The following is a 26,483-nucleotide window of genomic DNA, read 5'->3' on the forward strand; positions in this document are numbered from 1 at the left end:
TCATTGCGGGCCCAGCTGGCGCGCCAGTTGTTCGACGTCGCCGGCGGTGCCGGGGATGGCGTCGACCACCAGCGCCAGCTGCTCCCAGGCGGCCGTGCTGGCGCCCGTCTTGAGCGCCTGCTCGGCCAGGTGCGCCAGGCCGGACAGGCGGTCAGCGCCCACGGTGCCGGACAGGCCCCTCAGCGTATGCAGCAAGGGCAACGCCGCGTGCAGGCTCTTGTCTGCGCAGGCCGCTTGCAGCTGCGCCGCCATATTGCCTGCCTCCGCAGCAAAACTCCGTAACGCCATCAGATACACCGAATGCAGGCCGCCCAGCCGTTTCAGCGCGGCGGCGCTGTTGATGCCGGCCTCCGGCAGCGGCGCCGCACCGGCCGCATCGCCGCCAGCCACACCAACCGTGGCCTCCGTCGCAGCAGCCCCGCGCCGCGCGTGCTTCCGTATCACCGCAATCAACTGCACCAGATCGAAGGGCTTGCCGATGTGGTCGACCATGCCCGCGTCCAGCGCGGCGACGCGGTCGGCCGGCATGGCGTTGGCCGTCATCGCCACGATGGGTGGCGCCTGCTCGCCCAGCTTGCGCTGGATCGCCAGGGTCGCTTCGTAGCCGTCCATCTCGGGCATCTGGATGTCCATCAGGATCAGGTCCGGCAGCGGACCGGGGCGCGACACGGCGGCCAGCGCCATCTGGCCCGAGCTGGCCACCTCGACTTCCGCGCCGTCGTTGCTGAGCAGTTCGCTGGCGACTTGCTGGTTGGCCGGATTATCGTCCACCAGCAGCAGATGCAAGCCCTCCAGCCGGCGCAGCGACGGCAGCGCCACGGCGGCCAGCGGCGCCCGCTTCTCCATGCGCGCCTCGGCCACCGCGTCAAACAACATCGACGCCGTGACCGGCTTGACCACGAAGCCGTCCAGCACCGGTTCCATCTCCAGGTGGCGCTGCGCCAGCAGTTCGCGGTCGTGCGCGGTCACCATGACGATCAGCGGCAGCTTGCCGTGCGGCGCCAGCTCGCGGATCGCGCAGCTGGTTTCCCAGCCGTCGAAAGCCGGCATGCGCCAGTCGATGAACACCACGTCGTAGGCGCGCTGCTGCGCCATGCGCCCGGCCACGGCGGCCAGCGCCTCGCGTCCGCCCTCGGCCACGTCGACCTGCCAGCCGAACGATACCGCCATTTCGCTCAGCACCATGCGCGCCACCGGGTTGTCGTCCACCACCAGACAGGCCAGGTCCTTCAGCAAGGCGTGCTCCGGCGACGACGGCGCCGTCTCCAGCGCCTCGGCCGGCGTGGCCGCCACGCCGCAATCGACGGTGAATTCGAACACGCTGCCCTGCCCCAGCGTGCTGGTCACGGTCAGCTCGCCCCCCATCAGGCGCACCAGGCGCTGGCTGATCGCCAGGCCCAGGCCGGTGCCGCCGAAGCGGCGCGCGGTCGAGGCCTCGGCCTGCGAGAACCCTTCGAAGATGCGCCGGCTCTGTTCTTCCGAGATGCCGATGCCGCTGTCGCGGATGGCGAAGGCGACCGACAGCGTGGTGGCGCTGCGCGCCAGCAGCCGGGCCGACAGCACCACCTCGCCCTGCTCGGTAAATTTGATGGCGTTGCCGGCCAGGTTGAGCAGGATCTGCTGCAAGCGCAAGGCGTCGCCCACCACCAGCGCCGGCAGTTGCGGATCGATGCTGAACAGCACTTCGATATTCTTGCCGCCGACGTTGGCCGACAGGATCACCGCCAGGTCGCGCCACAGTTTATCGAGCCGGAACGGATGCGGATCGAGCGCCAACTTGCCGGCCTCCACCTTGGAGAAATCCAGGATGTCGTTGAGCAGTCCCAGCAAGGCGCTGGCGGCCGCATGGGCCTTGGCAGCGTAATCTTGCTGGCGTTCGCTCATCTCGGTTTGCTGCAGCAGTTGCAGCATGCCCAGCACGGCGTTCATCGGCGAGCGGATTTCATGGCTCATGTTGGCGACGAATTCAGACTTGGCGCGGCCGGCCTTGTCGGCCTCTTCCTTCGCCAGCAGCAGCGCGTCATGCGCGGCGCGCGCCTCGGTGTGGTCGGTGCTGCTGCCCACCCAGCCCAGCACCTTGCCGTCGCCGTCCTTTTGCGGCAGCGCGTGGTTGTCGAACACGCGCCAGGCGCCGTCGGCGCGGCGCAGCCGGCAATCGCAGCGGAAGGCGTCGCCGGCGGCCCGGGCGCGCTGCCATTCAGCCAGCAGCGCCGGACGGTCGTCCGGATGCAGCACCGGCGTCCAGTCGCCCGCCTCGATCAGCAGCGCCGACGGCAAGCCGCTGAAGCGTTCCCAGTGGTGGCTCATGAAATCGAGGCGGATCTGCGGCGTGACGGTCCACACCATTTGCGGCAGTCCCTCGGTCAGCGAGCGCCAGCGCGATTCCGACGCCGTCAGCCGGGTCATCGACGCTTGCAACGCGCGGTCGGCCTCCACCAGTTGCTGCACTGACTGGTATTGCTTGCGCATCAGATACCAGACGCCCGCCAGCAACGCCGCCGCGATGGCCGCCAGCACGGCCAGGAACAGGATGGCGTTGCGCACCTCCTTGCGCCACGGCGCCAGGAAATCCTCGCTGGCCAGCCCAACCACCACATAGATCGGATAGCTGCCCACGCGCGCCAGGCTCACCGTGCGTTCGCGGTCGTCGCGCTCGCTGAGGATGTTGTAGGTATCGCCCTTCTGCTTGCCGTCCAGGATGGACTGGGTTTGCGGCGAGACCGGGATGACGCTGCCGATCGGCATATTGTCGGCCTGGGGATGGCGGTGCAGCACGCGGCGGCGGTCGTCCAGCAGCACGATGGAGCCGTTGGCGCCGACGTTGAGCGACGAGAACAACTCGGTCAGGCGCGAGCTGTTCATCAGCGTGTAGGCGGTGCCGCCGAAACTGCCGTCGGCCAGGGCCAGCGGGTAGACCAGCGGCAGCACCCATTCGCCACTGATGCGCGACTTGACCGGCACGCCGATGATCAGGTCGTGCTCGACCTTGGCGCGCGGGAAGAATTCGCGGACCGACAGGTTTTGCGGATGGGCCGGATCGACCTGTTCGCCGTAGATCACGCGGCCGGCGGCATCGGAGCCGCGCACCGCCTGCGCGTTGGGGATGCGTTCGCGCAGCGTGCGCAGGTAGGCGCTGAACTGCTCGTCGTCGAAGTGGCCGGACGCATGCATGGCGCGGAACTCGACGCCGGCGCGGCGCATCGCCAGGTCGACCTCTTCGAAATGGGAGTGCAGGAAGTTTTCCAGCGAGACGGCCAGGTTGTGCGCCGTCTCGGCCGCATTGGCGTAGTAGCGCGCCTGGCTCACTTGCAGCACATGGGCCACAAACAGGGACACCAGCAGCAGCACCGCAGCCACCGCCGCAACGAGTACGCCGAACAGTTTACGGAATTTCTGCAGCGTGTGCACTTTCATGGCGGCTGGCGGTCTCTTCTTGTTTTAATGCCTCTACATTAACGCAAAAAAAACGCCCCGGAGGAGCGTTTTTTTGTCTTACAAGCCTTGCTTGGCGATATCCGCCAGCGACTCCCGGCCCTTGTCGCTGATATCGTAGCCGCCTTCGGCGCGCGGCACGATATGGGACTTCTTGCCGAGGAACTGGGCGACGTCGGCGTCGATGGCGCTGGACGGATCGGCTTCGATGGCGCGCAAGCCCAGCACGCAACGGCGCAGGAACAACACTTCCTCGCCCTTGTCGGTGAGCGAAATGCGGCCGTTCTTGGCGATGGTGAACAGCTTGATGCCGGTCAGGCGCTTGGTGTTGCGTCCGACGCAGGCGCTGACGCGCTCGCCCTTGATGCCGCGCTTCACTTCATCGAGTGCGTTGTATTCGTCTTGCGTTAATTTCTCGTTCTTCATTGCCATTTTATCCATAAGAGACTGCTGCGGCCCTCATGGTACGCGCCCGGCGCAGCGACGGCAAGACAATGCGCCTCCCCGACGCCTCCGATACGCGACCGGAGGCGGCATGGCCGCCTCAAAACGAGAATAAAGTGTGGATCAAAACGCTCGTATCGCCAGCCAGATCAGGCCGATGGTGGCAAATGCCGCTACACAAATCAGGGCTTGAACACGCTTCGCACTGAAGGCGACGCTACGACGGCCGAGGTAGATTTTGTTGTGTAAGGAATTGCCCATGATGCTCTCCGTGAGAGGGTAGATCGATGACATGACTTAATTATAGAAACTCTTTGATTGCCCCAGTGTGACGGTCAGCACAAAGTTTAAAATATGTATCCATTGAGCAACAACTATCACACTTTCTCACAGGGTAACGCGATCAGGTTTTGATTGGCGCTTGCTTGGGTTGCGGCTCTTCGATCGGCGCCTGGTCGGGCAGCGGCATATTGTCCGGCGGCGGATCTTTTTCCGGCTGGGGCGGCGGCATATCGGGCTCGGGCGTGGTGTGGGCGCGGATGTTCATGGGACTGTCCTCCTTGAAGTGGAAAAGAGCTGTTCAAGAGGCAGATTAGGAGAAGCGGCGGATAAACAAGTGGCGGATTGCCGGCCAGCGTGCGTTGCCGCACGCTGGCCGTCGCCTGGTTGATGGATTCCGCCGTCAGTGCCTGGCGCCGATGCGGGCCAGCACATCGTCCAGCGCCACCAGGTCTGCGCTGCCCGTTGCCGAGGTCGGAACGCCGGCGATGCTGCGCAAGCGCTTGGGGTCGATGAAGATCCTGCCGTCCCGCTCAGTCGCAGGCGACCAGGATACCGAACCGGCTTCCTCACTGACGACGATCAGTTCTTCCGTCACAGGAAAGCGCGGCCCCCACTCGCCGATGCGCGACTTGAATTGCCGCGTCCCGTCGCCGGCCTCGCCGCGATAGACATGGTCCGCCTTGACCTCCAGGGTTTCGCAGCCGCCGCCGTTATACACACAGATGGTACGCAAGCCATTCGGCTGAAGCGTCGCCACGGCAGGACAAGGCGCCGGACAATTCTCGCTGCCCGACGGCTGCAGAATGACTCTTTGTACATGGCCGGCGAGCAGCACATCCTGAGCTGACGCGGTGGAACAGGCGCAAAACAGCAGGATGGCAACGAATTTAATAATGGACATTCCTTCTCCTTTTGATTGCGACGTTAAATGGGAAATATCTGCGCGGCGATCTGTTCCCAGTTGTCGCGCGGACCGCCGGGCGGGACTTGCTGCATGCAGAACATGACGTCGGAATCCGGCCGGACCAGCATGCACGCCGTCAGTTGACGCTGCAGCGTGGACGGGCTGATATCGCCTGTCGCGCCGTAGGATTCAAGCAGTGCCTTGAGCAGCACCGGGCTGCCTTGGGCCATGAAGATCATCGGTGTCAACAGCTCGAAGCGGTCGCTGTTGCCGACGATCGCATCGCCAAAATCAAGCAGGCCGGTCAGCCTCCAGCGGCCCTCTTCCTGCTTCGCCATCAGGTTCCATGGATGGATGTCCATGTGCATAAAGCGCAGCGTTCCCTGCTGCGCAAAGTCCTGCGTCGCCGCGATGTACGGCAGGACCTGGTCCAGCAAGCCCTCGGGCATCATCCTGCGCTGATGCCGCGCCAGGCAACCGTCCACCAGACCCTGCACATACGATGGCCAATCCACCTTGATCGCGATATCGTCGTCGAACGTCACGCCGCGCAGTTCGCGCAGGACTTGCCCGGTCTGCAGCATGATCGCGTGTTTCTGTTCGATAGGCAAAGTCGGCCACACGTCCGCCAGCACAACGCCATCCAGGCGGGTCGAGATCACGAATATCCAATCGTCGATTTCCCCGCTGCCGATCAGGCCGGGCGTCTGCAAGGATAGCTTGCCCTCCAGTAGCGGCGCGATCAGGATTTCCTTGTCGCCCTGGCGGCGCCAATTGGGCGGCACGAGCTTGACGATCACATCGCTGCCCAAGCCGAACAAGGCGTTGGATCCTTGCGGGATTTTCTCCCACGGACCATCCGCCAGGCCGAACTCCTGCCGCAGATGGTCGAGTACAGGCAGCCACGAAGACAACGGCGCATTTTCTATGAACTCGCGGCAGGCAGCATTATCGACGCCGCGCGGCAGGCAATTGAGGATGGCTTTCATTTGATGCGGAAGATCACGTCCACGGTCTGCGTCCATTGCAGCGACTGGATCGACAGGAAGTCTTTCTCCCCCTGCTGGGCGTTGCTGCCGCGAGTGCGATTGTTGAAGAAGTCCACCGGCAGCAGGCCGACGGCATTGGTCAGGTTGCGCAGCTGGCCGGACGAGATGGCCGTCACGGCGCCCACCTTTTTGCCGAAGCCGGCCGCCATGGCTTCGGCGCGCCGCTGCGCGTCCTGGATCGCCACGGCGGTCAGTTCCTGTTCAACCTTGAGACGGTCACTCTTGCCGAAGCCGGTGCTCATGTGATCGATATTCGGCTTGGCCAGCAGGCCCTGCATGACGGCGCGCCACTTGGTCAGGTCGCGCACCACAACGTGCACGGCGCTGCGGATTTCATACTCGGGCGACGCGTTCGGATCGGGATTGGCGGACTTGCGCATTTCCTTGCGCATGTCGCGGAAGGACGCTTCGGCCTCGGTATCCTTGCCGGGATCGCCGCCCTGCTCGGCCAGCAAGGCCTGAATTTCCGCCACGCGGGCCTGCACCACGGCCACGGCAGCGTTGGTGTCGGCGTCGAAGGCGCTGATGTCGAAGTCGATCTCGCCCATGTCGGGCATGACCCGCAGGAAGCCTTCGCCGCCGACGTGAATGAAGGGATAATCCGGCAGGTTGGAAGCGTGTGCGGCCAACGGCAACAGGGCAACGGCCAGGGCGAGTTTCTTCAACATCGAGCATCCTTCAAAAGTGAAAGCTGGAGTATCCAATACTTTTTACTATTTAACAACTTGCAAAAAGTGAAGACATACCCATTTGCCACTCCAACAACAATCACTAGGGGAAGACTATGCTGGTTCCAAGGCGTCCACGGTCGGTGCACGACAATCGGCCGGTCGCGGTGCAGGTGGTCAAGCAGGAAAAATCGGGCGCCGTCGACAAGCATGTGCTGATTGTCGAGACGCCCAAGCTCCAGCCTGAGCCACCGAAAACGAAATAAACTATTTAGCTTTGTTGATCTCGGCGATCAGCAGGAAGGCTTCGTGGTGGATGGCCTGCTCGGCGGCCTTGAATTCCTGGTTGGCTTTGACGAAGGCCGGCTTCTTCAGCTCGGCCTTTTCCTTGGCGCTCGGGGTCGGGTCGGCCGGATACAGGCGCGGCGGGCCGTTGTAGGTCTGGGCCAGCACTTTCTGGCCGTAGCTGGACTGGTAGTACTGGGTCATCTCGACCGCCGTCTCGGTGCTGAGCAGGCGCGCCACCGGCAGCGCCATGCGGCTGTAGATGGTCTCGTTGGGCAGCTTGTCGAGCTTGGCCATCATCAGCTCGCGCTGGGCCGGGCTGGGATACTTGCTCATGCCGGCGGTGGTGCGCAGCATCTTCTCGGCCTGCATGGACGCCAGCAGGTCGTGCGCGGCCTTGACCTGGGCGGCGTCCGGCGCGGCGGCATGGGCGCACAGCGCGGTGATCATCAAACTGGCTGCGGCCAGCATTTTTATTGGTTTCATGTCTGCTCCTTTGGATGTATTGGAACGCATGATATTGCTAAAGTCGCAAACATGGCCACATGATTGATGCGTAGAATGTCGGCTCACACAGACTACGAGGTCCCCACCATGCAGCACACGCCACTGAACGACGACGAATACGATGCGCTGGACGCGCTGCAGGACGTGTCCTGGCTGGAAGGCTTCCTGACCGCCATCGTCATCGGCCCGACCAAACAGGCGCCTGAAAGCTGGCTGCCGGCGGCCTTGAAGAATCCCGCCGCCGAGCCGCTGGCGCTGCGCCACTATCACTATATGCAGACCTGGATGAGCAAGGACCCGGCCAGTTTCGAGCCCATCTACGAATGCGGCGGCAACTGGGGTCCCGAGCAGTGGTGCGAAGGTTTCACGGCCGGCATGCAGGTGGACGCGGCGGCCTGGGCGCCACTGCAAGCGGCCCATCCGGAATGGCTGGCGCCGTTCCGGCGCGAAGGTGCGGGCGAAGACGAATCATGGGCCGACGCCGTGACGCCATCGGTCATCCAGATCAACGCCTACTACCATCCCCCGAAAGGCCCGAAAGTCGGCCGCAACGATCCCTGCCCTTGCGGCAGCGGCAAGAAGTACAAGAAGTGCTGCGCTGACGCTTAACCGATCGTATCGGTCTGCTGGGACGCGATGAGGACGGCGCCGCAGGAGGTCTTCATCCCTTCCACTGCGGTGCTGACGCCCATGATGGTGTGCGTGACCGCGCCTTCGACGATGGTCGGCGTGCCCCGGCATTTGGGACAGCTGACCTTGTGGCCGACGCCGGCCACCGGCTTGCCCATCACGATCACGTCCTGATGGCCTTCCAGTACCGTGCCGTGGTGTGACGTCTTGTCGCCCAGCCTGATGATTGCTTTCCCGCCCATATAGCCTCGCACTGATTCAATGCATCGATCATAGCATTGCCTTTTTCGCCACGTCGCACGCTAGCGGCAGAGGCGGCGACTCGCCCCATTCTCGGGCGCATGAAATTTGGCGTACAATGATCATCTATATTTCGGTGATTGGTTTCAGGAGTTTGTATGCGTAAATCGAGTGCAGAGGCGGCGGAAACACGGAAGCGCATTCTGTCGACCGCTTCCGGCATGTTTTTAAGAAATGGGATTTCCGCGACCGCGATTGCCGACATCATGGTTGCCGCCGGACTCACCCAGGGCGGCTTTTACCGTCATTTTCAATCGAAGGAACACTTGGTGGCGGAGGCCAGCGCCGCTGCCTTTGAGCAAACCCGCGCCTTGTTTGACGCCGTCGCGGCGGGCAAGCCGCCGCGCGTAGCCATCGAGCTGATCGTACGGCACTACCTCAACCAGCACCGCGACACGACGCTGGGCTATATGTGCCCGATAGCGAATCTGGCCAGCGAGCTCAGGGACGCGGATCAACAAATCAAGGCGGTCGCCACCGACGGCTATGCCCGCCTGGTCAAACTGTTCGCATCGTATTTGATGCGCCTCGATTACAGCGACTACGTCGGCGTCGCCGAGTCCATGGTCTCGGTTCTGGTCGGTGCCGTCTCGCTGTCGCGCGTGATCACCGACCCCGCCCTCGCGGAAGCCATCCTGCAAAACGCGCAACGGACGGTGGACCTGATCCTGCAAAACGCGCCCACCAGCTCCAGCCTGGCGTCCAACGGCAAGGCCACCGCCGACTTGTAGCAGCGGCCTTGCGCGCCAGCGCTAGCCCTGCGGCGCACTCCAGCCGCCGCCGAGCGACTTGTACAAGGCGATGCGATTTTGCAGTTCGGCCAAGCCGGCCCGGATGGCCTGCTGCCGGGCCGCAAACAAGGCACGCTGCGCATCGAGATATTCGAGATAGCTTGCCTCGCCGCTGTCATAGCGCAGTTTGGCCAGATCGTGCCGTACCTGCTCGGCCCGCTCCTGCGCCCGCACGGCTTGCAGCTCCTGGCCCAGCGTGGCGTGGCCGGCCAGCGCATCGGCCACTTCGCGGAATGCGACCTGCACCGTCTGGTCGTACTGCGCCACCGCGATATCGCGTTCCGCCACCACCACGCCGAGATTGGCCCGGTTGCGGCCGCCGTCAAAGATCGGCAGCGACACCTGGGGCAGGAAGCTCCAGGCGCGGCTGCCGGAATCGAACAGTCCGCTTAACTCATCGCTCGACGAACCCAGCGCGCCGGTCAGGCTGATGCGCGGGAAGAACGCCGCCCGCGCCACGCCGATATTGGCGTTGGCGGCGCGCAGCAGCGCTTCCTGCCGACGGATGTCGGGCCGCGCCGTCAGCAGGTCCGACGGCAGTCCGGCCGGCAAGGCGGCGATCACCTCGCCGTCCCAACTCCGGCCGGGACCGGGCAGCAGCGCCGCCGGCACCGGCCGGCCGATCAGGACCGTCAGCGCATTCTCATCCAGCGCGCGCTGGCGCCGCGCTTGCAGCACGGCGATCCTTGCGGCCTCCAGCAGCGACTCCGACTGCCGCAAATCATAGTCCGAGCTGGCGCCCGAGGCGCGCAGAAGAATTTGCCGCTGGTGGGCGCCGCCGCGGTTGTCCAGCGTCTGGCGGGCCAGCGCCAGCAACTGTTCGTCGGCCAGCACCGCCTCGTAACTGAAGGCCACCTGCGCCACCAGGCTGATCTGTGCGGCGCGCTGTCCTTCCTCGGTCGCGGCAAAACGCTCCAGCGCCGCAGCGGACAAATTGCGGACGCGGCCGAACAGGTCCAGCTCGAACGCCGTCATGCCCAGGGCCGCCGTGTAGTTGCTGAACAGGCCGCCCTGGCCGCCCGGCGCCACCCGGTCCGGCAGCCGCTGCCGCGAGCCGCTCAGGCCTGCATTCACGCCCGGCAGCTGGTCGGCCGATTGCACCTGGTACAGGGCGCGGGCGCGCTCGATGTTCAACGTGGCAACGCGCAGCTCGCGGTTGTGTTCCAGCGCCATGCCGATCAACTGCTTCAACTGTGCATCCTTGAAGAACGCTTGCCACGGCACGCTGTGGGCGTATGCGGCCTTGCCGTCCTCGGCGTCCTGGGAGACGAGCGCGGCCGGCCAGGCGCTGGCCACCGGCAGGGCCGGACGTTGATAGGTCGGCGCCAGCGAGCAGCCCGCCAGCAGCGCGGCCAGCAGGACCGATGCGCCGCCTGAGTGTTTGACCAGCTTCATGCAGCCTCCTTGGATTCCATATCGATAATTTCAACCGCCGGAGCGGCATGCCGGCTGACCTTGAACCACAGCGAATACAGGGCCGGCAGGAACAGCAGCGTCAGCACCGTGCCAACACCGACGCCGCCGATCAGCACATACGCCAGCGGCCCCCAGAAGCTCGAATGGGTCAGCGGAATGAAAGCCAGCATGGCCGCCGCCGCGGTCAGGATCACCGGCCGCGCGCGGCGCACCGTCGATTCGATCACGGCCTGGTACGGCGTCAGTCCGGCCACCAGGTCGTGCTGGATCTGGTCGACCAGGATCAGGGTGTTGCGCATCAGGATGCCCGCCAGGCCGATCAGGCCGAGTATCGCGTTGAAGCCGAACGGCTGGTGAAACAGCAGCAGCGTCGGCACCGCGCCCACCAAGCCCAGCGGCGCGGTGGCGAACACCATCCACATGGTGGCGAACGAACGCACCTGCAGCATGATCACCGCCAGCATCAGGATGATCATCAGCGGGAACAGCTTGGCCAGCGCCATGTCGGCCTTGGCGCTCTCTTCCACCGCGCCGCCGGTGTCGATGTGATAGCCGGCCGGCAGGCTGGCCTTGATCTGCTCCAGCTTGGGCAGGATAGCTTTGGTCACGTCCGGCGGCTGGGTGCCGTCGCGGATATCGCCTTGCACGGCGATGTAGGTTTCGCGGTCATAGCGCTTCAGCACGGCGTCTTCGGTCCGCGTTTCCAGCCGCGCCACCTGCGACAGCGGCACGCTGGCGCCGCTGTCGGTGGTCAACGTCAGGTTGCGGATATCGGCCAGGTTGCTGCGCTCGGCATGCGGGCTGCGGATCAGCACGTCCACGGTGCGCAAGCCTTCGCGCACCTGGGTCGCGGGAATGCCGTTCAACAGCGCCTGCAACTGGTTGGCCGCGTCGCGCGGCGACAGGCCGATCTGGCGCAGGCGCTCCTGGTCCAGCGCCAGGTGCAGCGACGGCGCCAGGTTGCCCCAGTCGAGGTGGACGTCGCGCATGTCGGCATTCTGCGCCACGACGGCGCGCACTTGCCCGGCCAGCTCACGCACACGCTCCAGGTCGGGACCGGCGACGCGGAACAGCACCGGGTAAGGCACCGGCGGCCCGAACAGGAACTGGCTGACGCGCACCCGCGCTTGCGGGAAGCGGCCATCGGCGATCATGGTGCGGATTTTTTGCTTCAACATATCGCGCTCGTGCGGGCCTGCGGTGAGCACAACCAGTTGCGCAAAGGCCGGGTTGGGCAATTCGGGATTGACCGACAGGAAGAAGCGCGGCGTGCCTTGGCCGATATAGCTCGACACCAGCTTCGCTTCCGGCTCCTTGCGCAGCGCATCCTCGATCTGGTGCACCACCGCATCGGTGGCGGCAAACGCACTGCCCGGCGGCAGGTTCACTTCCAGCGTCAGCTCGGGGCGCTCGGAATTGGGGAAGAACTGTTTCTGCACACTGCCCATGCCCACGCCCGCCAGCGCGAACAGCGTGATGGTCACCGCCGCGGTCAGCCACTTGTGGTCCACGCACCAGCGCACCAGTTGGCGCAGGCGCTGGTAGTTCGGCGTGTTATAGATGGCATCGTGGCCGCCGGGCTTGACCGGAATGTCCGGCAGCATCTTGACGCCCATGTAGGGGATGAACAGCACCGCCACCACCCACGAGGTGATCAGCGCGAAGGCCACCACCCAGAAAATGTTGCCCGCATATTCGCCGGCGGTGGAGCGGGCGAAGCCCACCGGCAGGAAGCCGATGATGGTCAACAAGGTGCCCGACAGCATGGGCGCGGCCGTCGCGGTCCAGGCATGGGTGGCGGCGGCGACGCGGTCCAGCCCCTCTTCCATCTTCACCACCATCATTTCAATGGCGATGATGGCGTCGTCCACCAGCAGGCCCAGCGACAGGATCAGCGCCCCCAGCGTGATGCGGTCGAACACGCGGCCGGTCACCAGCATGATGACGAACACCGCGCCCAGCGTCAGCGGCACGGCGGCCGCGACCACGAGGCCGACACGCCAGCCCAGCGTGACCAGGCTGACGGCGATCACCACCGCCAGCGCCACCACGAACTTGATCATGAACTCGTTGACGGCGGCCTTGATGGCCTGCGACTGGTCGGCGATCTGATCCAGCTCGATGCCGGTCGGCAGTTCGGCGCGCAGCGTCTGCTGCGCCGCGCCGAGGTCGTGGCCCAGCAGTAGGCCGTTGTAGCCACGCTTCATCACCACGCCCAGCACCAGCGAGGCCTCGCCCTGGGTGCGGATGGCGAAACTGGCCGGGTCTTCGTAACCGCGGCGGACCTCGGCGATGTCGCCCAGTTTGAGCGTGCGCCCGGCGCCGACGATGGGGATGGCCTTGACGCTGTCCACGCTGTCGATGGCGCCGTCCAGGCGCAGCTGCACGCGCGGCCCGCGGGTCTCGAAGAAACCGGCCGAAGTGACGGTGTTCTGCCTGGCCAGCGCGTCGATCACCGCTTGCGCCTTGATGCCCAACGTGGCCAGCCGTTCATGCGAGATCTCGACAAAGATCCGCTGCTGCTGCTCGCCCAGGATGTTCACCTTCTGCACGCCCGGCACATGCAGCAGGCGCTGGCGGACCTGTTCCGCCTTCAGCACCAGCTGGCGGTGCGGCAGGTTTTTGCCGCCCAGCGAGAACAGGGAAAAATAGACATCCGAGAATTCGTCGTTGACGAAGGGGCCGTTGACGCCGCGCGGCAAATTGAGCGCTTCGTCGCCCAGCTTTTTGCGCACCTGGTAGAACTGTTCCTCCACCGTCCTGGCCGAAGTGTCGTCCTTCAGATGGACTTTCATGGTTACCAGCCCCGGCCGCGCGCTGGTCTCCACGCGATCATAGGCTTCCAGCTCCTGCAGGCGTTTTTCCAGGCGGTCGGCCACCTGCTCCTGCATTTCGGCGGCGGTGGCGCCCGGCCAGCTGGCGGCCACGGTCAAGACCTTGACCACGAAGCTGGGATCTTCCGCCCGTCCCAGCCGGAAGAAGGCAAACAGGCCGGCGGCGCTGATGGCGACGATCAGGAATAAGGTGATGGCCCGTTCGCGCACGCCGAAGGCCGACAGATTGAAACCGCTCATGATCCGCTCCCGGCCTTGGTTTCAGGGAGCAGCAGGACCTTCTGGCCGGCCTTCAGCAGATGGCCGCCGACGGCCACCGCCCGTTCGCCGGCTGCCAGGCCCTGCGACAGCCGGGCCTGCTCTTCGCCCAACTGCGCCACCGTCACCGGGCGCAGGCTGACGGTGGAGGTCTTGCTGTCGATCACCCAGACGCCGGGACCGTGCCCCTGGTCGGTCAGGGCGCTGACCGGGACGCTGATCGCGGCCGCCGCCGTGGCGATGTGGATCGTGACGGTGGCGCCGAGCGGCGCCTGGCCGGCGCTGCCGCCCAAGGTGTAGCGCGCCAGATAGGTACGGGTTTGCGGATCGGCGACGGCGGCCAGCTCGCGCAAGGTGGCCGGGGCGGTGCTGCCCGGTTCGCTGTAAAGAACGGCGCTGGCCGGCCGCCTGGCCAACGCCAGCTCCTGTTCGGGCAGGTAGACCAAGGCTTCCCGCGCGCCCCGGCTCGCCAGCTTGACGACGCTCTGGCCGGCCGACACCACCTGCCCGACATCGGCGGGCACTTCCAGCACCACGCCATCCACATCGGCGAGCAGGACGGCGTAATCACGCTGGTGCCCGGTTTCGCGCGCTCTCGCGGTGTCGGCCCGCGTCTGGGCGATGGCGGCGTCGGCGGCCGCCTTGGACTGCTCATAGGCCTGCGTGGAAACGGCGCCGTGGGCCAGCAGATTGCGCAGCCGCGCCTCCTCCGCCACTGCTTGCGCCTGGCGCGCCTGCGCGGCGTCGACCGCCGAATGTGCGGCGGCCAGCGCCAACTCGTAATCCGCCGCGTCGATGCGCATCAGAGGCTGGCCTCGATGGACGTTCTGGCCTGGGTCCACCAGCCGTTCGACGATTTTGCCGGCCACCCGGAAACCCAGGTTGCTTTCGGTCCGCGCGTGCACCACACCGGTGAAGCTGGCCATCCCGGCAGCGGCGGGTTGGGCGGTAAACCAAGCGACCTTGGCCACCGCGTCCGGCGGCGGCGCCGGCTGACTGCATGCGGCCAGGACTAGCAGCAGACTGGCGCCCACGACCGTGCGCAGTGGCAGTTTCGATAATATTGCTTTCATAAGGACCTCGTCATTTAGATTTCAATGAAACTCTAAATATAGAGTACACGCATAATCTAAATTTCTCAAGGCCTTTTCCACAAGCGTAGCCGCCGGCCTGCAACGGGCAACATGACTCCCTTCCCGGGATTTCTCTCGGAATTTGGAGTTTTAGAACAATCAATTTGAACGTTGCCTGGAGCAGGAGCTTCGGCGATGGGGGGGGATATTGAAGAACCAAGGGACGAAAAAAAAGCTTCCTCCCGGAAGCTTTTTTCTCTACTGCTATTCGTGGCGGAGAGGGTGGGATTCGAACCCACGGTACGATTTAACGTACGCTTGATTTCGAGTCAAGTACATTCGACCACTCTGCCACCTCTCCTGGTGGTACATTTTTCTTACAGCAGCGTTTTGTGGCGGAGAGGGTGGGATTCGAACCCACGGTACGATTTAACGTACGCTTGATTTCGAGTCAAGTACATTCGACCACTCTGCCACCTCTCCGTTTTCCCACCTGCTGCTGCGAGAAGGCAAGATTATAGCAGGCCAGCGGGAAAAAGGAAGGGGTATTTTACGCCTTCAAGTGGGTTAATCCACCCATGTACGGACGCAGTACCGGCGGGATCTCCACCGAGCCATCCGCCTGCTGGTAATTCTCCAGCACGGCGACCAGCGTGCGGCCGACCGCCAGGCCCGAACCGTTCAGCGTGTGCAGCAGTTCCGGCTTGCCCTGGGCATTGCGGAAGCGCGCCTGCATGCGGCGCGCCTGGAAGGCTTCGCAGTTCGACAGCGACGAGATCTCACGGTAGGTGTTCTGCGCCGGCAGCCACACTTCCAGGTCGTAGGTCTTGGTGGCGCCGAAGCCCATGTCGCCGGTGCACAGCGACATCACGCGATACGGCAGGCCCAGGCGCTGCAGAATGGTTTCCGCATGGCCGACCATTTCGTCCAGCACGGCGTACGAGGTGTCCGGATGCACCACCTGCACCATCTCGACCTTGTCGAACTGGTGCTGGCGGATCATGCCGCGCGTGTCGCGGCCGTAGCTGCCCGCTTCCGAGCGGAAGCACGGGGTGTGCGCGGTCATTTTCAACGGCAGCGTGTCGGCCGCCACGATCTCGTCGCGCACCAGGTTGGTCAGCGTGACTTCCGACGTCGGGATCAGGTAGAAGTTCTCGCCCTCGCCTTCCGCGCCGCCTTTTTTCACCGAGAACAGGTCGGCTTCAAACTTCGGCAGCTGGCCGGTGCCGCGCAGCGAATCGGCGTTGACCATGTACGGGGTGTAGCACTCGGTGTAGCCGTGCTCGTCGGTGTGGGTGTTCAGCATGAACTGCGCCAGTGCGCGGTGCAGACGGGCGATGCCGCCTTTCATGACCGAGAAGCGCGAGCCGGTCAGCTTGGTCGCCACATCGAAATCCAGGCCCAGCGGGGAGCCGACATCGACGTGATCCTTGACTTCGAATTCGAACGTACGCGGGGTGCCGATCTTGCGCACTTCGACGTTGCCGCTTTCATCCGTGCCTACCGGAACCGATTCGTGCGGCAGGTTCGGGATCGCCTGCATGAAATCGCCCAGCTTGGCCTGCACTGCCGACAGCGCTGTTTCGTTGGCCTTGAGCTCGTCGCCCAGGCCGGCCACTTCCGCCATCAGGGCGGTGGTGTCTTCGCCCTTGCCCTTCATCATGCCGATCAGCTTGGACTGCGAATTACGCTTGCCCTGCAGCTCTTCGGTGCGCGTCTGGATCGCTTTGCGTTCCGCTTCGAGGGCGTTGAAACCGTCCACGTCGAGCTGGAACTTGCGGGTCGCCAGGCGCGCGGCGACGTTGGCTATATCTTTACGGAGAAGTTGGATATCAATCATGGGAACAAGTGCCGTTGTATCGAAAACGTCAATTGTACCAAGAGGATGCCACTTCCCTGCGAGTTTTGAACAGCCCGCCGGCTGCGGGGATTACAGTGCAGCTTTTTCGGCGGCGGTCAGGCGCTTGGCGGTCACGGTCACGACTTGCATTTTGGCGGTCGAGACGGCGACTTTGGCGGCTGGGGCAACCGGAGCAACCGAGGTGTCGGCGGCGGTGGCGAAGGTCGTGGCGGCGGCCAGTACGGTAGCGGCGACGAAGATGATTTCCATGTTTTTAGCGATGTTCATGATGTACTCCTTCAGGTGGTTGGTTTCGCGTTATTTTGTAACGCTGCTTGGTATGGTTGTACTGTACCTAAAGGCCCTGTGCGTCGCCATCGGGATGCGACGAAGCGCCGGAAACGGCGCCTGAAGTGCAAAAAACGGGTGGGAAACGAGCGGTTCAGGCGGCGCTGCGCAGCACGGCAGGCTGGTCGGCATGCCGGTGCACCAGCTCGCCCAAGGTGGCGATGGCGGCCTCGGTGCGCGGCCCCCACGGATTGCCGCAGTTCAGGCGCAGATAGTTGCGGAACTTGCCCGTGGCGGAGAACAACTGCCCCGGCATCGACGCCACGCCGGCCGCCACGGCGTCGCCGTGCAGGGCCAGCGCATCGACCTGCTCCGGCAGGCCGACCCAGACCACGAAGCCGCCCTGCGGCTCGGACACGGTGCACTGATGGGGAAAAGTCTCGCAGATCGCGTCCGACATGCGGGCGATGCGCTGCGACAGCGCGCGCCGCATCTTGCGCAGCTGGTTTTCATAGGCGCTGCCAGTCAGGAAATCGGCCAGCACGGCCTGGAAGAAGTGGCTGGTGGCGCCGCTGGCGATCATCTTCTGCACCACGATATCCTGCGCATAGCGCCCCGCCACCACGTAGCCGACCCGCGAACCGGGGCTGATGGCCTTGGAATACGACGCGCACAGCATCACATGGCCGCTGGTGTCGTAGGCCTTGACCGGCCACGGCCGTTCCGGCGTGAAGCACAGGTCGCCGTAGACATCGTCCTCGATCAGTGGAATATCATGCTGCGACAGCAGCTTGGCCAGCCGCTGCTTGTTCGCCTCCGGCATGATGCAGCCCAGCGGATTGTTGGCGTTCGGGATCAGCAGCACCGCCTGCACCAGGCCGGCGTTCATCGCCAGCTCCAGCGCGTCGATCGACGGGCCGGTCTTCGGATGGGTGGGAATCTCCAGCGCCTTCATGCCCAGCGACTCGATCAATTGCAGCAGCACGAAATAGGTCGCCGACTCGATCGCGATGGTGTCGCCGGCCTTGGCCACCGCCCGCAGGCACAGGCTGAGCGCCTCGGTGCAGGAGCCGGTGACGACAATTTCATTCAGGTCCAGATGGCCCCAGTCCAGCGCCCGGCGGGCGATCTGCCGGATGAACTCGGGATGGTTGGTGTCATAGCAGCTGACCGTGCTCAGCAAGCCCGGATCGCGCCGCGCCACGGCGGCCACGGTCTTCTGCATGCGCTTCATCGGCAGCAGTTCCTGCAACGGCCATGCCGAGCCCATCTGCACCAGGCCGGGGTCTTCATTGGCCCTCAGCACCCGCATCAGCAGGTTATTGATGCCGACATAGGCCGGCTCCTGCAAATGCTCGGCATCGGTCATCACCGCCATCATGCGCGGCCGATGGCGCACGTAATAGCCCGCCTGCGGCTTGGCGTCGACCAGGCCGCGGTCCTCCATCAGCCGCAGCGCCTGCATCACGGTGCTGACGGACAGGCGCTTCTGCTGCGCCAGGTGGCGGATCGACGGCAGCCGGTCGCCCGGCGCGAACACGCGGCTGGCGATCAGCCCGCCCAATTCGTTGGCCAAGTCTTCGTATAGGGTGAGTTGATGGGACATCCGGCTATTGTGGCCCCGACCCGCCCGGTGGCGACAGGTACAGCGAGCGCAAATTTCGACCATAACAGTTTAGTCCAAACGCCATTGTGACGATCACAATTTCGATTTGCTGCATCTGTTATGGTCGCCCGCCGCTGCGTATTCTGGTTGCACGAATCACCACAGCAGGAGTTGCAATGAAACCGGAATTACTCGCACTGACGCAGGGACAGGCCGAATACAGCCTGTCGGAGAACCATCCATTGCGCATCGCCGGCGCGGCCGGCCGCCACATCGAATGCCTGGCCGGCACCGCCTGGATCACCGCCTACGGCGAACATACCGACTTCATGCTGCGCCAGGGCCAGACCTTCGAAGTGCCGAACGACGGCCTGACGCTGATCGACGCGGTCGGCCCGCGCGCGGTGCGGGTGCGCCTGCCGGCCGACACCGAAGTGCCGCACGGATGGGCGGCGTTCCAGGCCAAATTCGCCTCCGCGCTGCATGGGTGGGGGTTGTAGGATTTCTCCTACGCAACTAATCGTGCGCCACGCTATCCCCGGACTATGTACGATGTATCAACAGTACAGACACCGAGGAGAATAATTTGAACCAGCCATTCCTGAAAATTGCCGCCGCCGGCGCCGTCATGATGCTCGCCGCCGGTTGCTCGACCATGAGCGGCCCGCCCAAGGACGAAGCACCGCCGCCAGCCAACCCGGCCTTCGCCGGCGAAATGGCCAAATTCAACGCCCAGTTCCCGAACGATAAGGCGAGCAAGTACGAGGAAGTGTCGATCAACTTCAACAACTCGAACAAGCTCGACGAGCGCGGCAACTGCCACGACAAGTCCAAGTATCCGGTGGTGATCGTGCTGACGCTCGACTCCGCAGGCAAAGTCATCCGCAGCACCACCGACGTCGACAACAGCAAGGCCGCCTGCTTCCGCCAGGCTTACGCTTCGGCCCAGCTGCCGGCGCCGCCGTTCGCGCCCTACCTGAAGCCGATCAAGCTGCGTTAATGGCTTAGTGGCTCAGGCCGCCGCGTCCTGCTCGGCGGCCTCGTCGTTGTCGGCCGGCTTTTCCAGCCAGCCCAGCACCACTTCATTGAAGCGCTCGGGCTGGCGCAGCATCGGCCAGTGGTCGGTGTTGAAAGCCACAACCTTGCAGCCCTCCTTCGCCTCCAGCTTGTCGGCCCACGCGTCGGAATGGAACATGAAGGGCTTGCGGACGCCATAGATGAACAGCATCGGCACCTGCGGGACGAAGCGCACCATGTTGCGGTAGGAGCCGGCCTCGCCGGCGGCCATGATGTAGTACGGGAAGTTCATCTTGACGCTGATATATTCCCGGGGCGACGGCACGCGCAGCACGCGCGCCATGTAGCGCGTCATCATGGTGCCGATCGGCCCGCCGATCGCCCAGGCCAGCGCCAGCGTACCCTGGTAGCCCTTGACCATCATTTTCTGCGACAAGGTGCGCGAGTCCTGCACCGCCTTCGACTGCGCGTCGCCGATGTCGACGCCGATGATGGCCGACACCGCCTGCTTGTTGCGCATGTAATATTCGTAGCCGAACATGCAGCCCCAGTCGTGCAGCATCAGGATCACCTTCTGCTTCTGGTTCACGCTGTTGACGATGTAGGAGATCAGGCGGATGGTGGCGTCGAGCGAGTAGGCGCGGCGCGGCTTGCTGATGTCGAAGCCCGGCAGCGTGAAGCGCACGCAACGGTAGCGGTGCTTCAGCTCTTCAACCTGGGCATCCCATACGCGGTAGGTATCCGGCCAGCCGTGTATCATCACGATGGTCTCGGTACCCTCGCCTTCGGTATAGACTTCGATGCCGTCAACCTTGGTCACCTGCTGCATGCTGCTCCTCGCTCACCGCTTCCACAATCCTTCATCTTACAACATTTGGGCGCGGCTGAAATCATCGATCAGGTCCAACACCTGCGGCAATTGCTCGATGTGAGGAAAGTGCCCGGCCTCCTCGACCAGGGCGAACGCGGCGCCGGGCATGCTGTCGCACAGGCGTCGCCCATACGCCACATCCACGATGCCGTCGCTGGCGCCCCAGGCCACCAGCGCCGCCACCTGTAGCTCCGCCAAGCGCGCCCGCAGGGTCGGATCGTGCATGAACGGCTGTCCCGCGTACGCGTGGAGCGCGGCATGGTTGGCGGCCATGATCGCGGCTGCCTCGGGGCTGGCAGGGGCCAGCGAGTAGCGCTGCGGATCGTGGAAGGCCTTGGCCGCGCGCTCGGCGGGCGCCAGCCCGACCGGATCGACGATGACGCCGTCGATGCCAACCGCGTTGAGCAGCACGATACCCGCCAGCCGCCGCGGCGCCAGCAACGCCATTTCCGTCGCGACCCAGCCGCCGAAGGAATTGCCGACGATGATCACGTCCTTTAAGTCCATCCGCTCGAGCAGGTCCAAGTAGACCCTGGCCAGGTCGCCGGCGCTGGCACAGCCCCGGAGCCTAGGCTGGCCGTTGAAGCCAGGATGCGTGGGCGTAAGCACGCGCGCCTTGGCCGACAGCGCAGTCGCCAGCCCCGCCACCGACGCCGGCCCGGCGCCGCCATGCAACAGCAGGAATGCCCGCCCCTGTCCCTGGTCGGCCAAGGCGACCGTCGCCGTATCGTTCAATAATCGCATATTCATCCCTTCTCCAAATAATATAAACATATTTATATAAATATGCTTACATGTCAAGCCGATCTTGACAGTCGGATAGCGATATATAAATATGTTGAGATGACTATTTCCCTCGAAGCCCTCGGCCTGCTGGTTAAGCAAGCCCAGCACCGCCAACACCGCGCCCTGGAGGCGCAACTCGCACCGCTGGGCGTGAGCCTGGTGCAATGGAACGCGCTGCGCGAAATCGACCGCCACCCCGGCAGCACCATGCACGGGCTGGCCGAACTGACCTTCAATTCCGACCAGGCCTTCGGCACCTTGGTGACGCGCTTGATGAAGATGGGTTTGGTGGAGCGGCAACCGGGCCAGGGCCGGGCCATGCTCCACACGCTGACGCAGGCGGGCGCGGCCCTGCTGCATCAATGCCAGCAGGTCGTGCCCAAGGTCACCAGCCAAAACTTCGCGCCGCTGTCGCCGGCCGACCGCAAAGAATTGTCGCGCCTGCTGACCTTGCTGGTCGAGAGCGAACCACAGCGCAGCGGCGCCTAGGTTTTCGCCCGCGCCCGCAAGACGCGCTCGGCGCCGACCTGGTTCACGGCGAAGCCATTACGCCCGGCCGCCTTGACGCCATACAGCGCCTGGTCCGCCGCGCGCATGACTTCGTCGGCCGTCACCGCCGGACTGCTCGTCAGCGCAATGCCGATGCTGGCCGTGACCCGGCGTTGCGCCGCGCCGCACGGGAAGGGTTCATGCATGGCCTCCACGATCTTCCGCCCCAGCACATCGATTTCGGTATTCGAGGCCAGCTGCTCGAACACGATCACGAATTCATCGCCGGCCAGGCGGGCCACGGTATCCGTGGTGCGCACCGAGGCCATCAGGCGCCGGGCGAACTCCACCAGCACCTGGTCGCCGGCGGCGTGACCCAGCGTATCGTTGATCTCCTTGAAGTGGTCGATATCCAGGAAGGCCAGCCCCACCTGCTGGCCGGCGCGCGCGGCCCGCGCCAGCGCCTTCGGCAGGAAATCGTCGAACATGCGGCGGTTGCCGATGCCGGTCAGGACATCGGTGGTGGCCAGGCGGTGCAGCTCCAGCTCGGCGCGTGCGCGGCTTTGGGATAGCGCGTAGAACGCCCGGCTGAGGTGGCCGAACTCGTCGCCCCGGTCCACGTCGAACACTTCGATGCTGGCCTTGCCGGCGCTGATGTCCTCCACATGCCGCTGCAGCCGGCCCAGCGGCAGCAGCAGTTTCTTGGTGATCGCCCAGCCGAACAGTCCGGCCAGGCCGGTCAATATCGCCGCCCCGACAAAGGCGCGCAGCCGCACGCTGCGCATCGGCGCGAAGGCGCTCTCGACCGGATAGGACAAGGCGATGGTCCACGCTGCCTCACGCAAGTGCTTATGCACCAGCAGCACCGGCACGCCATCGTCGAGGATGCCTTCCTGCCAGCCCTCGCCGCCCTGCAAGGCCGCCTCCACCACGGTGCCGACGCCGTCGTCGCCTTTTTCCAGCAGCAGTTTTTTATTGGGATGATGAACTATCACGCCATCGTCGGTGACGATGAAAAGATAGCCCTCGGAGCTGGAGCGCAGCGAGTCGATCTGCGCGGAAAACGAAGGCCGCAACAAGTCGATCGCACCGAGCAGGACGCAGACGATCTTCCCGCTGGAATCGCGCAGCGGCTGGGTCAGCACGAACACCGGCCGACCCGAGAGTACGCTCTTGAAAGGCGCCGAGATCACGCCGTCCTTTTGCTGCAAGGTCTCCTGGAAGTACTTGCGGTCGGAGATGTTGATGCGCTTGGCGTTGCGGTCGCGCAGGCTGGCGATCAGCTTGCCGGTGGCGTCGAAGGCGGAGACGTTGAAAAACTCCTCGCGCAGGGATTCATGGGTTTCCAGTTCCTGCTGCACCTGGTCCAGCGTCAATTCGTGCGCCTGGAACTGCTCGGCCAGCACGCGCAGCAGTTGCCGCTTGTCCTGCAGATCGCTGTCGATCAGGGCGGCCGCGCTGGTCAGCAGCGACAACTCCTGGCGCGCGATCACCTGCCGCAGTTCCGACTCCGCGATGAGCAAGGAAATACCGCCCGTGCCGATGCCGGCGACCAGCACCAGCGCGATCACGAGGGAGGTGATCTTGAACTTAAAACTTAGAAAGAAGCCAAATGTAGGCCGCATGGGAACTCCTGAAATGCAAGCCCGTCAGGACACTGCGGATCGAATGGACTAGCCATCGTTGCACGCGGGAGTTCGGCGGCACTATGTGTTTTCAGTATATTACGCCGGTTGAGAATCGCACCGGTTCCGTTGCCATGAAACAACGTGCTTAGGGCAACATCATCCAGAACATGGCCAGCACCGCCAGCGTCATCGCCGCCGTCGCGCCCCAGCCCAGGATACGCAGGCGACGGCCGATCACGAAGCGGCCCATGATGGCGGAGCGTCCCGCCATCAACATCATCACCACCATGATGGGCACCGAGATCACGCCGTTGATCACCGCGCTCCAGTACAGGGCCTTGATCGGATCGATGGACGTAAAGCCCAGCAAAATACCGACGATGGTGGAGACCGCGATGATGCCGTAGAAGCCCTTGGCCTGCGACGCGGTTTTCTCCAGTCCCTTCTCCCACTGGAAGGCGCCCGCCACCGCGTAGGCCGCCGAGCCGGCCAGTACCGGCACCGCCAGCATGCCGGTGCCGATGATGCCGGCGCTGAACAGGGCAAACGCAAACTCGCCCGCCAGCGGACGCAAGGCGGCAGCCGCCTGCGCCGAGGTGTCGATCGCGGCGATGCCGTGCAGGTGCAGCGTCACCGCCGTGGTCAGCATGATGAAGAAGGCCACCAGGTTGGAGAAGCCCATGCCGATGACGGTGTCGACCTTGATGCGCTGGAAGTGCGCGCGCGCCTGCTCGGGCGCCTCGCGCAGCGCCTGCGACTGCGGACAGGCCTGCAGCTCTTCCACTTCCTGCGAGGCCTGCCAGAAGAACAGGTAGGGACTGATGGTGGTGCCGAACACCGCCACCATGGTGGTGATGTAGGCTGGCGACCATTCCAGGCGCGGCATCGTGGTGGCAGCCGCCACTTGCAGCCACGGCACATGAACGGTGAACACCGCCGCCACATAGGCCAGCAAGGCCAGGGTCAGCCACTTCAGGAAGCGCACATAGCTGCGATAAGGTATCAGCACCTGCAACAGCAGCGAGATCACGCCGAACAGCGCTGCATACCAGCGCGACGAGCCGCCGACGATCAGCGTGACCGCCTCGCCCATGGCCGAAACGTCGGCCGCGATGTTGACGGTATTGGCGATCAGCAGCAAGGCGACGATGGCGCGCACCAGCCACGCCGGGAAATGTTCGCGGATATTGCCGGCCAACCCTTTGCCGCTGACGCGCCCGATCTGCGCGCTCACGACCTGGATGCCGACCATCAGCGGATAGGTGAACAAGATCGTCCACAGCATCTGGAAACCGAACTGCGCGCCCGCTTGCGAATAGGTGGCGATGCCGCTCGGATCATCGTCGGCGGCGCCGGTGATCAGGCCGGGGCCGAGTTTTTTCAGCCAGGAGGAGGCGAAGGCGCGCGCAGGCGCGGTAACGGTGTGATCAGCATTCAACATAAATCATCCAACAACAGAATTCGCCCGGCAGCGGGCGTAAAACGGAGGTGCGGCAACACGCGCAACCGATACAACGGCGCGGCATGGCAACAAAATTTGGATGGGTGCGACGCGGGCCGGGCCCGCGTCAGACGCCATCATCCGCGATGAGCAAGATGACGGCAGGGAATGCTGCGTTATCTTGCCGAGGCGGTGCCAGAGCTGGTCTGGCTACAACTATCACTCGAACAAGTACCCATGAGGGTCTCCGGAAATGGAAAACAGGCGAAAGATACGGGAAATCTGCTGGTTTAGTCAATAACAATTATCACAATGGCGCCTCAGCGCTTGCCGGCGTCCTCGTCCAGCTGGCGCAGGAAGGCCATTTTGTCGGCGATCTTGCTTTCCAGGCCGCGCGGGACGGGCTGGTACCAGCCGGGTTCGCGCATATCGTCGGGGAAGTAGGTTTCGCCGGCGGCGTAGGCGTGCGGCTCGTCGTGGGCGTAGCGGTATTCATGGCCGTAGCCCAGTTCCTTCATCAGCTTGGTCGGCGCGTTGCGCAGGTGGACCGGCACTTCGCGCGACTTGTCCTTCTTGACGAAGGCCATGGCCTGGTTGAAGGCGTTGTAGCCGGCGTTGCTCTTGGCGGCGATGGCAAGGTAGATCACCGCCTGCCCCAGCGCCAGCTCGCCTTCCGGCGAACCGAGGCGCTCGAAGGTGGCGGCGGCGTCGTTGGCCATCTGCATCGCGCGCGGATCGGCCAGGCCGATGTCTTCCCACGCCATGCGGACGATGCGGCGCGACAGGTATTTGGCGTCGGCGCCGCCGTCGAGCATGCGGCACAGCCAGTACAGCGCAGCGTCCGGGTTCGAGCCGCGCACGGATTTGTGCAGCGCCGAAATCTGGTCGTAGAAATTGTCGCCGCCCTTGTCGAAGCGGCGCGCGTTCAGGGTCAGCGCGTTCTGGATGAACTCGGGCGTGATCTTGTTGGTCTTGGCGGCGTTGGCGGCCGTGCTGGTCTGCTCCAGCAGGTTCAGCAGGCGGCGGCCGTCGCCGTCGGCGTAGCCGATCAGCGTGTCGATCGCCGCTTCGTCGAACTCCAGATGCGTCAGCACCTTGGCGCGGGCCTTGTCGACCAATTGACGCAGCTCGGCGTCGTCGAAGGAATGCAGCACGTAGACCTGCGAGCGCGACAGCAGCGCCGAGTTGACTTCGAACGAAGGATTCTCGGTGGTGGCGCCGATCAGCGTCACCAGGCCGGATTCGGCGTACGGCAGCAAGGCGTCCTGCTGCGATTTGTTGAAGCGGTGGATCTCGTCGACGAACAAGATCGTATGCTTGCCCATGTCCAGGTTGTGCTGGGCTTGCTCCATCGCGGCGCGGATGTCCTTCACGCCGGAGAACACGGCCGACAAGGCGATGAACTCGCACTCGTAGGCGTTGGCGGTCAGCCGCGCCAGCGTGGTCTTGCCCACGCCCGGCGGGCCCCACAAGATCATCGAATGCGGCTGGCCCGATTCAAACGCCAGGCGCAGCGGCCTGCCCGGCCCCAGCAGGTGATGCTGGCCGATGACGTCGTCAAGCGTCTTGGGCCGCAGCGCTTCGGCCAGCGGCTGGCGCGGTTCGGTGGAAAATAAATCTGCCATGATCTCTAAATGGAAAAAC

Annotated in this window: 26 protein-coding genes and 2 tRNA genes; 6 read left to right on the plus strand and 22 right to left on the minus strand. The window is 64.3% G+C overall.

The genetic code is table 11. The features are described 5' to 3' along the window. The 7 genes from D0T21_RS11815 to D0T21_RS11835 form a co-directional block, all read right to left on the minus strand. Positions 1–3,414 carry a response regulator gene (locus tag D0T21_RS11815; protein ID WP_116989656.1) on the minus strand — a complete coding sequence of 1,138 codons (3,414 nt, stop codon included), beginning with the start codon at positions 3,412–3,414 and terminating at the stop codon, positions 1–3. 78 nt (positions 3,415–3,492) lie between these two features. Beyond that, positions 3,493–3,858 carry a hypothetical protein gene (locus D0T21_RS11820; protein ID WP_116989655.1) on the minus strand — a complete coding sequence of 122 codons (366 nt, stop codon included), beginning with the start codon at positions 3,856–3,858 and terminating at the stop codon, positions 3,493–3,495. A gap of 141 nt (positions 3,859–3,999) precedes the next feature. Continuing rightward, positions 4,000–4,137 (minus strand): hypothetical protein, encoded by a 138-nt coding sequence (locus D0T21_RS32215; RefSeq protein WP_175001208.1) that lies wholly within the window; start codon positions 4,135–4,137, stop codon positions 4,000–4,002. Positions 4,138–4,279: 142 nt separating this feature from the next. Continuing rightward, positions 4,280–4,423, minus strand: a complete 144-nt coding sequence (locus D0T21_RS32220; RefSeq protein ID WP_199538447.1) for a hypothetical protein — start codon at positions 4,421–4,423, stop codon at positions 4,280–4,282. Positions 4,424–4,558: 135 nt separating this feature from the next. Beyond that, positions 4,559–5,059 carry a hypothetical protein gene (locus D0T21_RS31690; RefSeq protein ID WP_147328096.1) on the minus strand — a complete coding sequence of 167 codons (501 nt, stop codon included), beginning with the start codon at positions 5,057–5,059 and terminating at the stop codon, positions 4,559–4,561. Positions 5,060–5,082: 23 nt separating this feature from the next. Beyond that, on the minus strand, positions 5,083–6,051 hold the full coding sequence (locus tag D0T21_RS11830; RefSeq protein ID WP_158567997.1) for a phosphotransferase family protein: 969 nt from the start codon (positions 6,049–6,051) through the stop codon (positions 5,083–5,085). Beyond that, positions 6,048–6,779 (minus strand): SIMPL domain-containing protein, encoded by a 732-nt coding sequence (locus tag D0T21_RS11835; RefSeq protein WP_116989652.1) that lies wholly within the window; start codon positions 6,777–6,779, stop codon positions 6,048–6,050. Before D0T21_RS11835 ends, D0T21_RS11830 begins: the two co-directional genes overlap by 4 nt. Positions 6,780–6,895: 116 nt before the next feature. Here D0T21_RS11835 and D0T21_RS32225 point away from each other — a divergent pair, with 116 nt between their 5' ends. Then, positions 6,896–7,045, plus strand: a complete 150-nt coding sequence (locus D0T21_RS32225) for a hypothetical protein (RefSeq protein WP_199538446.1) — start codon at positions 6,896–6,898, stop codon at positions 7,043–7,045. 1 nt (position 7,046) lies between these two features. Here the strand turns inward: D0T21_RS32225 and D0T21_RS11840 are convergent, their stop codons facing one another. After that, complete coding sequence (locus D0T21_RS11840; RefSeq protein WP_199538445.1) at positions 7,047–7,550, minus strand: hypothetical protein; 504 nt, start codon at positions 7,548–7,550, stop codon at positions 7,047–7,049. A gap of 75 nt (positions 7,551–7,625) precedes the next feature. Here D0T21_RS11840 and D0T21_RS11845 point away from each other — a divergent pair, with 75 nt between their 5' ends. Beyond that, entirely contained in the window at positions 7,626–8,180 is a 555-nt protein-coding gene (locus tag D0T21_RS11845) for a UPF0149 family protein (protein ID WP_229211448.1), read from the plus strand. Here the strand turns inward: D0T21_RS11845 and D0T21_RS11850 are convergent. Next, positions 8,177–8,443, minus strand: a complete 267-nt coding sequence (locus tag D0T21_RS11850) for a PAAR domain-containing protein (protein WP_116989649.1) — start codon at positions 8,441–8,443, stop codon at positions 8,177–8,179. The genes D0T21_RS11845 and D0T21_RS11850 overlap by 4 nt on opposite strands. 156 nt (positions 8,444–8,599) lie before the next feature. On the opposite strand from D0T21_RS11850, the gene D0T21_RS11855 reads away from it, so the two are divergent. Continuing rightward, entirely contained in the window at positions 8,600–9,232 is a 633-nt protein-coding gene (locus D0T21_RS11855) for a TetR/AcrR family transcriptional regulator (RefSeq protein ID WP_116989648.1), read from the plus strand. A gap of 21 nt (positions 9,233–9,253) precedes the next feature. On the opposite strand, the gene D0T21_RS11860 is transcribed toward D0T21_RS11855, so the two are convergent. The 8 genes from D0T21_RS11860 to D0T21_RS11895 all read right to left on the minus strand — a co-directional run bounded on the left by D0T21_RS11860 (position 9,254) and on the right by D0T21_RS11895 (position 18,607). Next, positions 9,254–10,687 carry an efflux transporter outer membrane subunit gene (locus D0T21_RS11860; RefSeq protein ID WP_116989647.1) on the minus strand — a complete coding sequence of 478 codons (1,434 nt, stop codon included), beginning with the start codon at positions 10,685–10,687 and terminating at the stop codon, positions 9,254–9,256. Continuing rightward, positions 10,684–13,782, minus strand: a complete 3,099-nt coding sequence (locus D0T21_RS11865; protein ID WP_116989646.1) for an efflux RND transporter permease subunit — start codon at positions 13,780–13,782, stop codon at positions 10,684–10,686. Before D0T21_RS11865 ends, D0T21_RS11860 begins: the two co-directional genes overlap by 4 nt. Further along, positions 13,779–14,873, minus strand: coding sequence for an efflux RND transporter periplasmic adaptor subunit (locus tag D0T21_RS11870; protein WP_199538444.1), 1,095 nt, complete (start codon positions 14,871–14,873; stop codon positions 13,779–13,781). Before D0T21_RS11870 ends, D0T21_RS11865 begins: the two co-directional genes overlap by 4 nt. Positions 14,874–15,144: 271 nt before the next feature. Then, positions 15,145–15,234: transfer RNA gene (locus tag D0T21_RS11875), tRNA-Ser, on the minus strand. Between the two features lie 32 nt (positions 15,235–15,266). Then, positions 15,267–15,356: transfer RNA gene (locus D0T21_RS11880), tRNA-Ser, on the minus strand. A 67-nt stretch (positions 15,357–15,423) separates the two neighbouring features. Then, positions 15,424–16,713: a serine--tRNA ligase gene (gene serS / locus D0T21_RS11885; RefSeq protein ID WP_116989645.1), complete on the minus strand. Its 1,290-nt coding sequence runs from the start codon at positions 16,711–16,713 to the stop codon at positions 15,424–15,426. A 90-nt stretch (positions 16,714–16,803) separates the two neighbouring features. Further along, positions 16,804–17,001, minus strand: coding sequence for a hypothetical protein (locus D0T21_RS11890; RefSeq protein WP_116989644.1), 198 nt, complete (start codon positions 16,999–17,001; stop codon positions 16,804–16,806). A gap of 154 nt (positions 17,002–17,155) precedes the next feature. After that, the gene (locus D0T21_RS11895) at positions 17,156–18,607 is read right to left on the minus strand and encodes a PLP-dependent aminotransferase family protein (protein WP_116989643.1); all 1,452 of its coding nucleotides are present in this window, start codon (positions 18,605–18,607) and stop codon (positions 17,156–17,158) included. A gap of 176 nt (positions 18,608–18,783) precedes the next feature. Between D0T21_RS11895 and D0T21_RS11900 the strand changes: the two genes are divergently transcribed. Continuing rightward, on the plus strand, positions 18,784–19,107 hold the full coding sequence (locus D0T21_RS11900) for a DUF2917 domain-containing protein (protein ID WP_116989642.1): 324 nt from the start codon (positions 18,784–18,786) through the stop codon (positions 19,105–19,107). An 86-nt stretch (positions 19,108–19,193) separates the two neighbouring features. Further along, the gene (locus D0T21_RS11905; RefSeq protein WP_116989641.1) at positions 19,194–19,607 is read left to right on the plus strand and encodes a hypothetical protein; all 414 of its coding nucleotides are present in this window, start codon (positions 19,194–19,196) and stop codon (positions 19,605–19,607) included. A gap of 12 nt (positions 19,608–19,619) precedes the next feature. On the opposite strand, the gene D0T21_RS11910 is transcribed toward D0T21_RS11905, so the two are convergent. Both D0T21_RS11910 and D0T21_RS11915 read right to left on the minus strand, forming a co-directional pair. After that, the gene (locus D0T21_RS11910; RefSeq protein WP_116989640.1) at positions 19,620–20,453 is read right to left on the minus strand and encodes an alpha/beta fold hydrolase; all 834 of its coding nucleotides are present in this window, start codon (positions 20,451–20,453) and stop codon (positions 19,620–19,622) included. A gap of 36 nt (positions 20,454–20,489) precedes the next feature. Continuing rightward, on the minus strand, positions 20,490–21,245 hold the full coding sequence (locus tag D0T21_RS11915; RefSeq protein ID WP_116989639.1) for an alpha/beta fold hydrolase: 756 nt from the start codon (positions 21,243–21,245) through the stop codon (positions 20,490–20,492). Between the two features lie 93 nt (positions 21,246–21,338). On the opposite strand from D0T21_RS11915, the gene D0T21_RS11920 reads away from it, so the two are divergent. After that, entirely contained in the window at positions 21,339–21,770 is a 432-nt protein-coding gene (locus D0T21_RS11920) for a MarR family winged helix-turn-helix transcriptional regulator (RefSeq protein ID WP_116989638.1), read from the plus strand. Here the strand turns inward: D0T21_RS11920 and D0T21_RS11925 are convergent. From D0T21_RS11925 to D0T21_RS11935, 3 genes are all read right to left on the minus strand, one after another. Then, positions 21,767–23,395, minus strand: a complete 1,629-nt coding sequence (locus D0T21_RS11925; RefSeq protein ID WP_116989637.1) for a diguanylate cyclase domain-containing protein — start codon at positions 23,393–23,395, stop codon at positions 21,767–21,769. The genes D0T21_RS11920 and D0T21_RS11925 overlap by 4 nt on opposite strands. Before the next feature lie 148 nt (positions 23,396–23,543). Then, positions 23,544–24,839 carry an NRAMP family divalent metal transporter gene (locus D0T21_RS11930; RefSeq protein WP_116989636.1) on the minus strand — a complete coding sequence of 432 codons (1,296 nt, stop codon included), beginning with the start codon at positions 24,837–24,839 and terminating at the stop codon, positions 23,544–23,546. A gap of 320 nt (positions 24,840–25,159) precedes the next feature. Then, positions 25,160–26,464, minus strand: a complete 1,305-nt coding sequence (locus tag D0T21_RS11935; protein WP_116989635.1) for a replication-associated recombination protein A — start codon at positions 26,462–26,464, stop codon at positions 25,160–25,162. Positions 26,465–26,483: the final 19 nt, after the last annotated feature.

The organism is Duganella sp. BJB476, assembly GCF_003416895.1.
GTDB lineage: Bacteria > Pseudomonadota > Gammaproteobacteria > Burkholderiales > Burkholderiaceae_D > Rugamonas.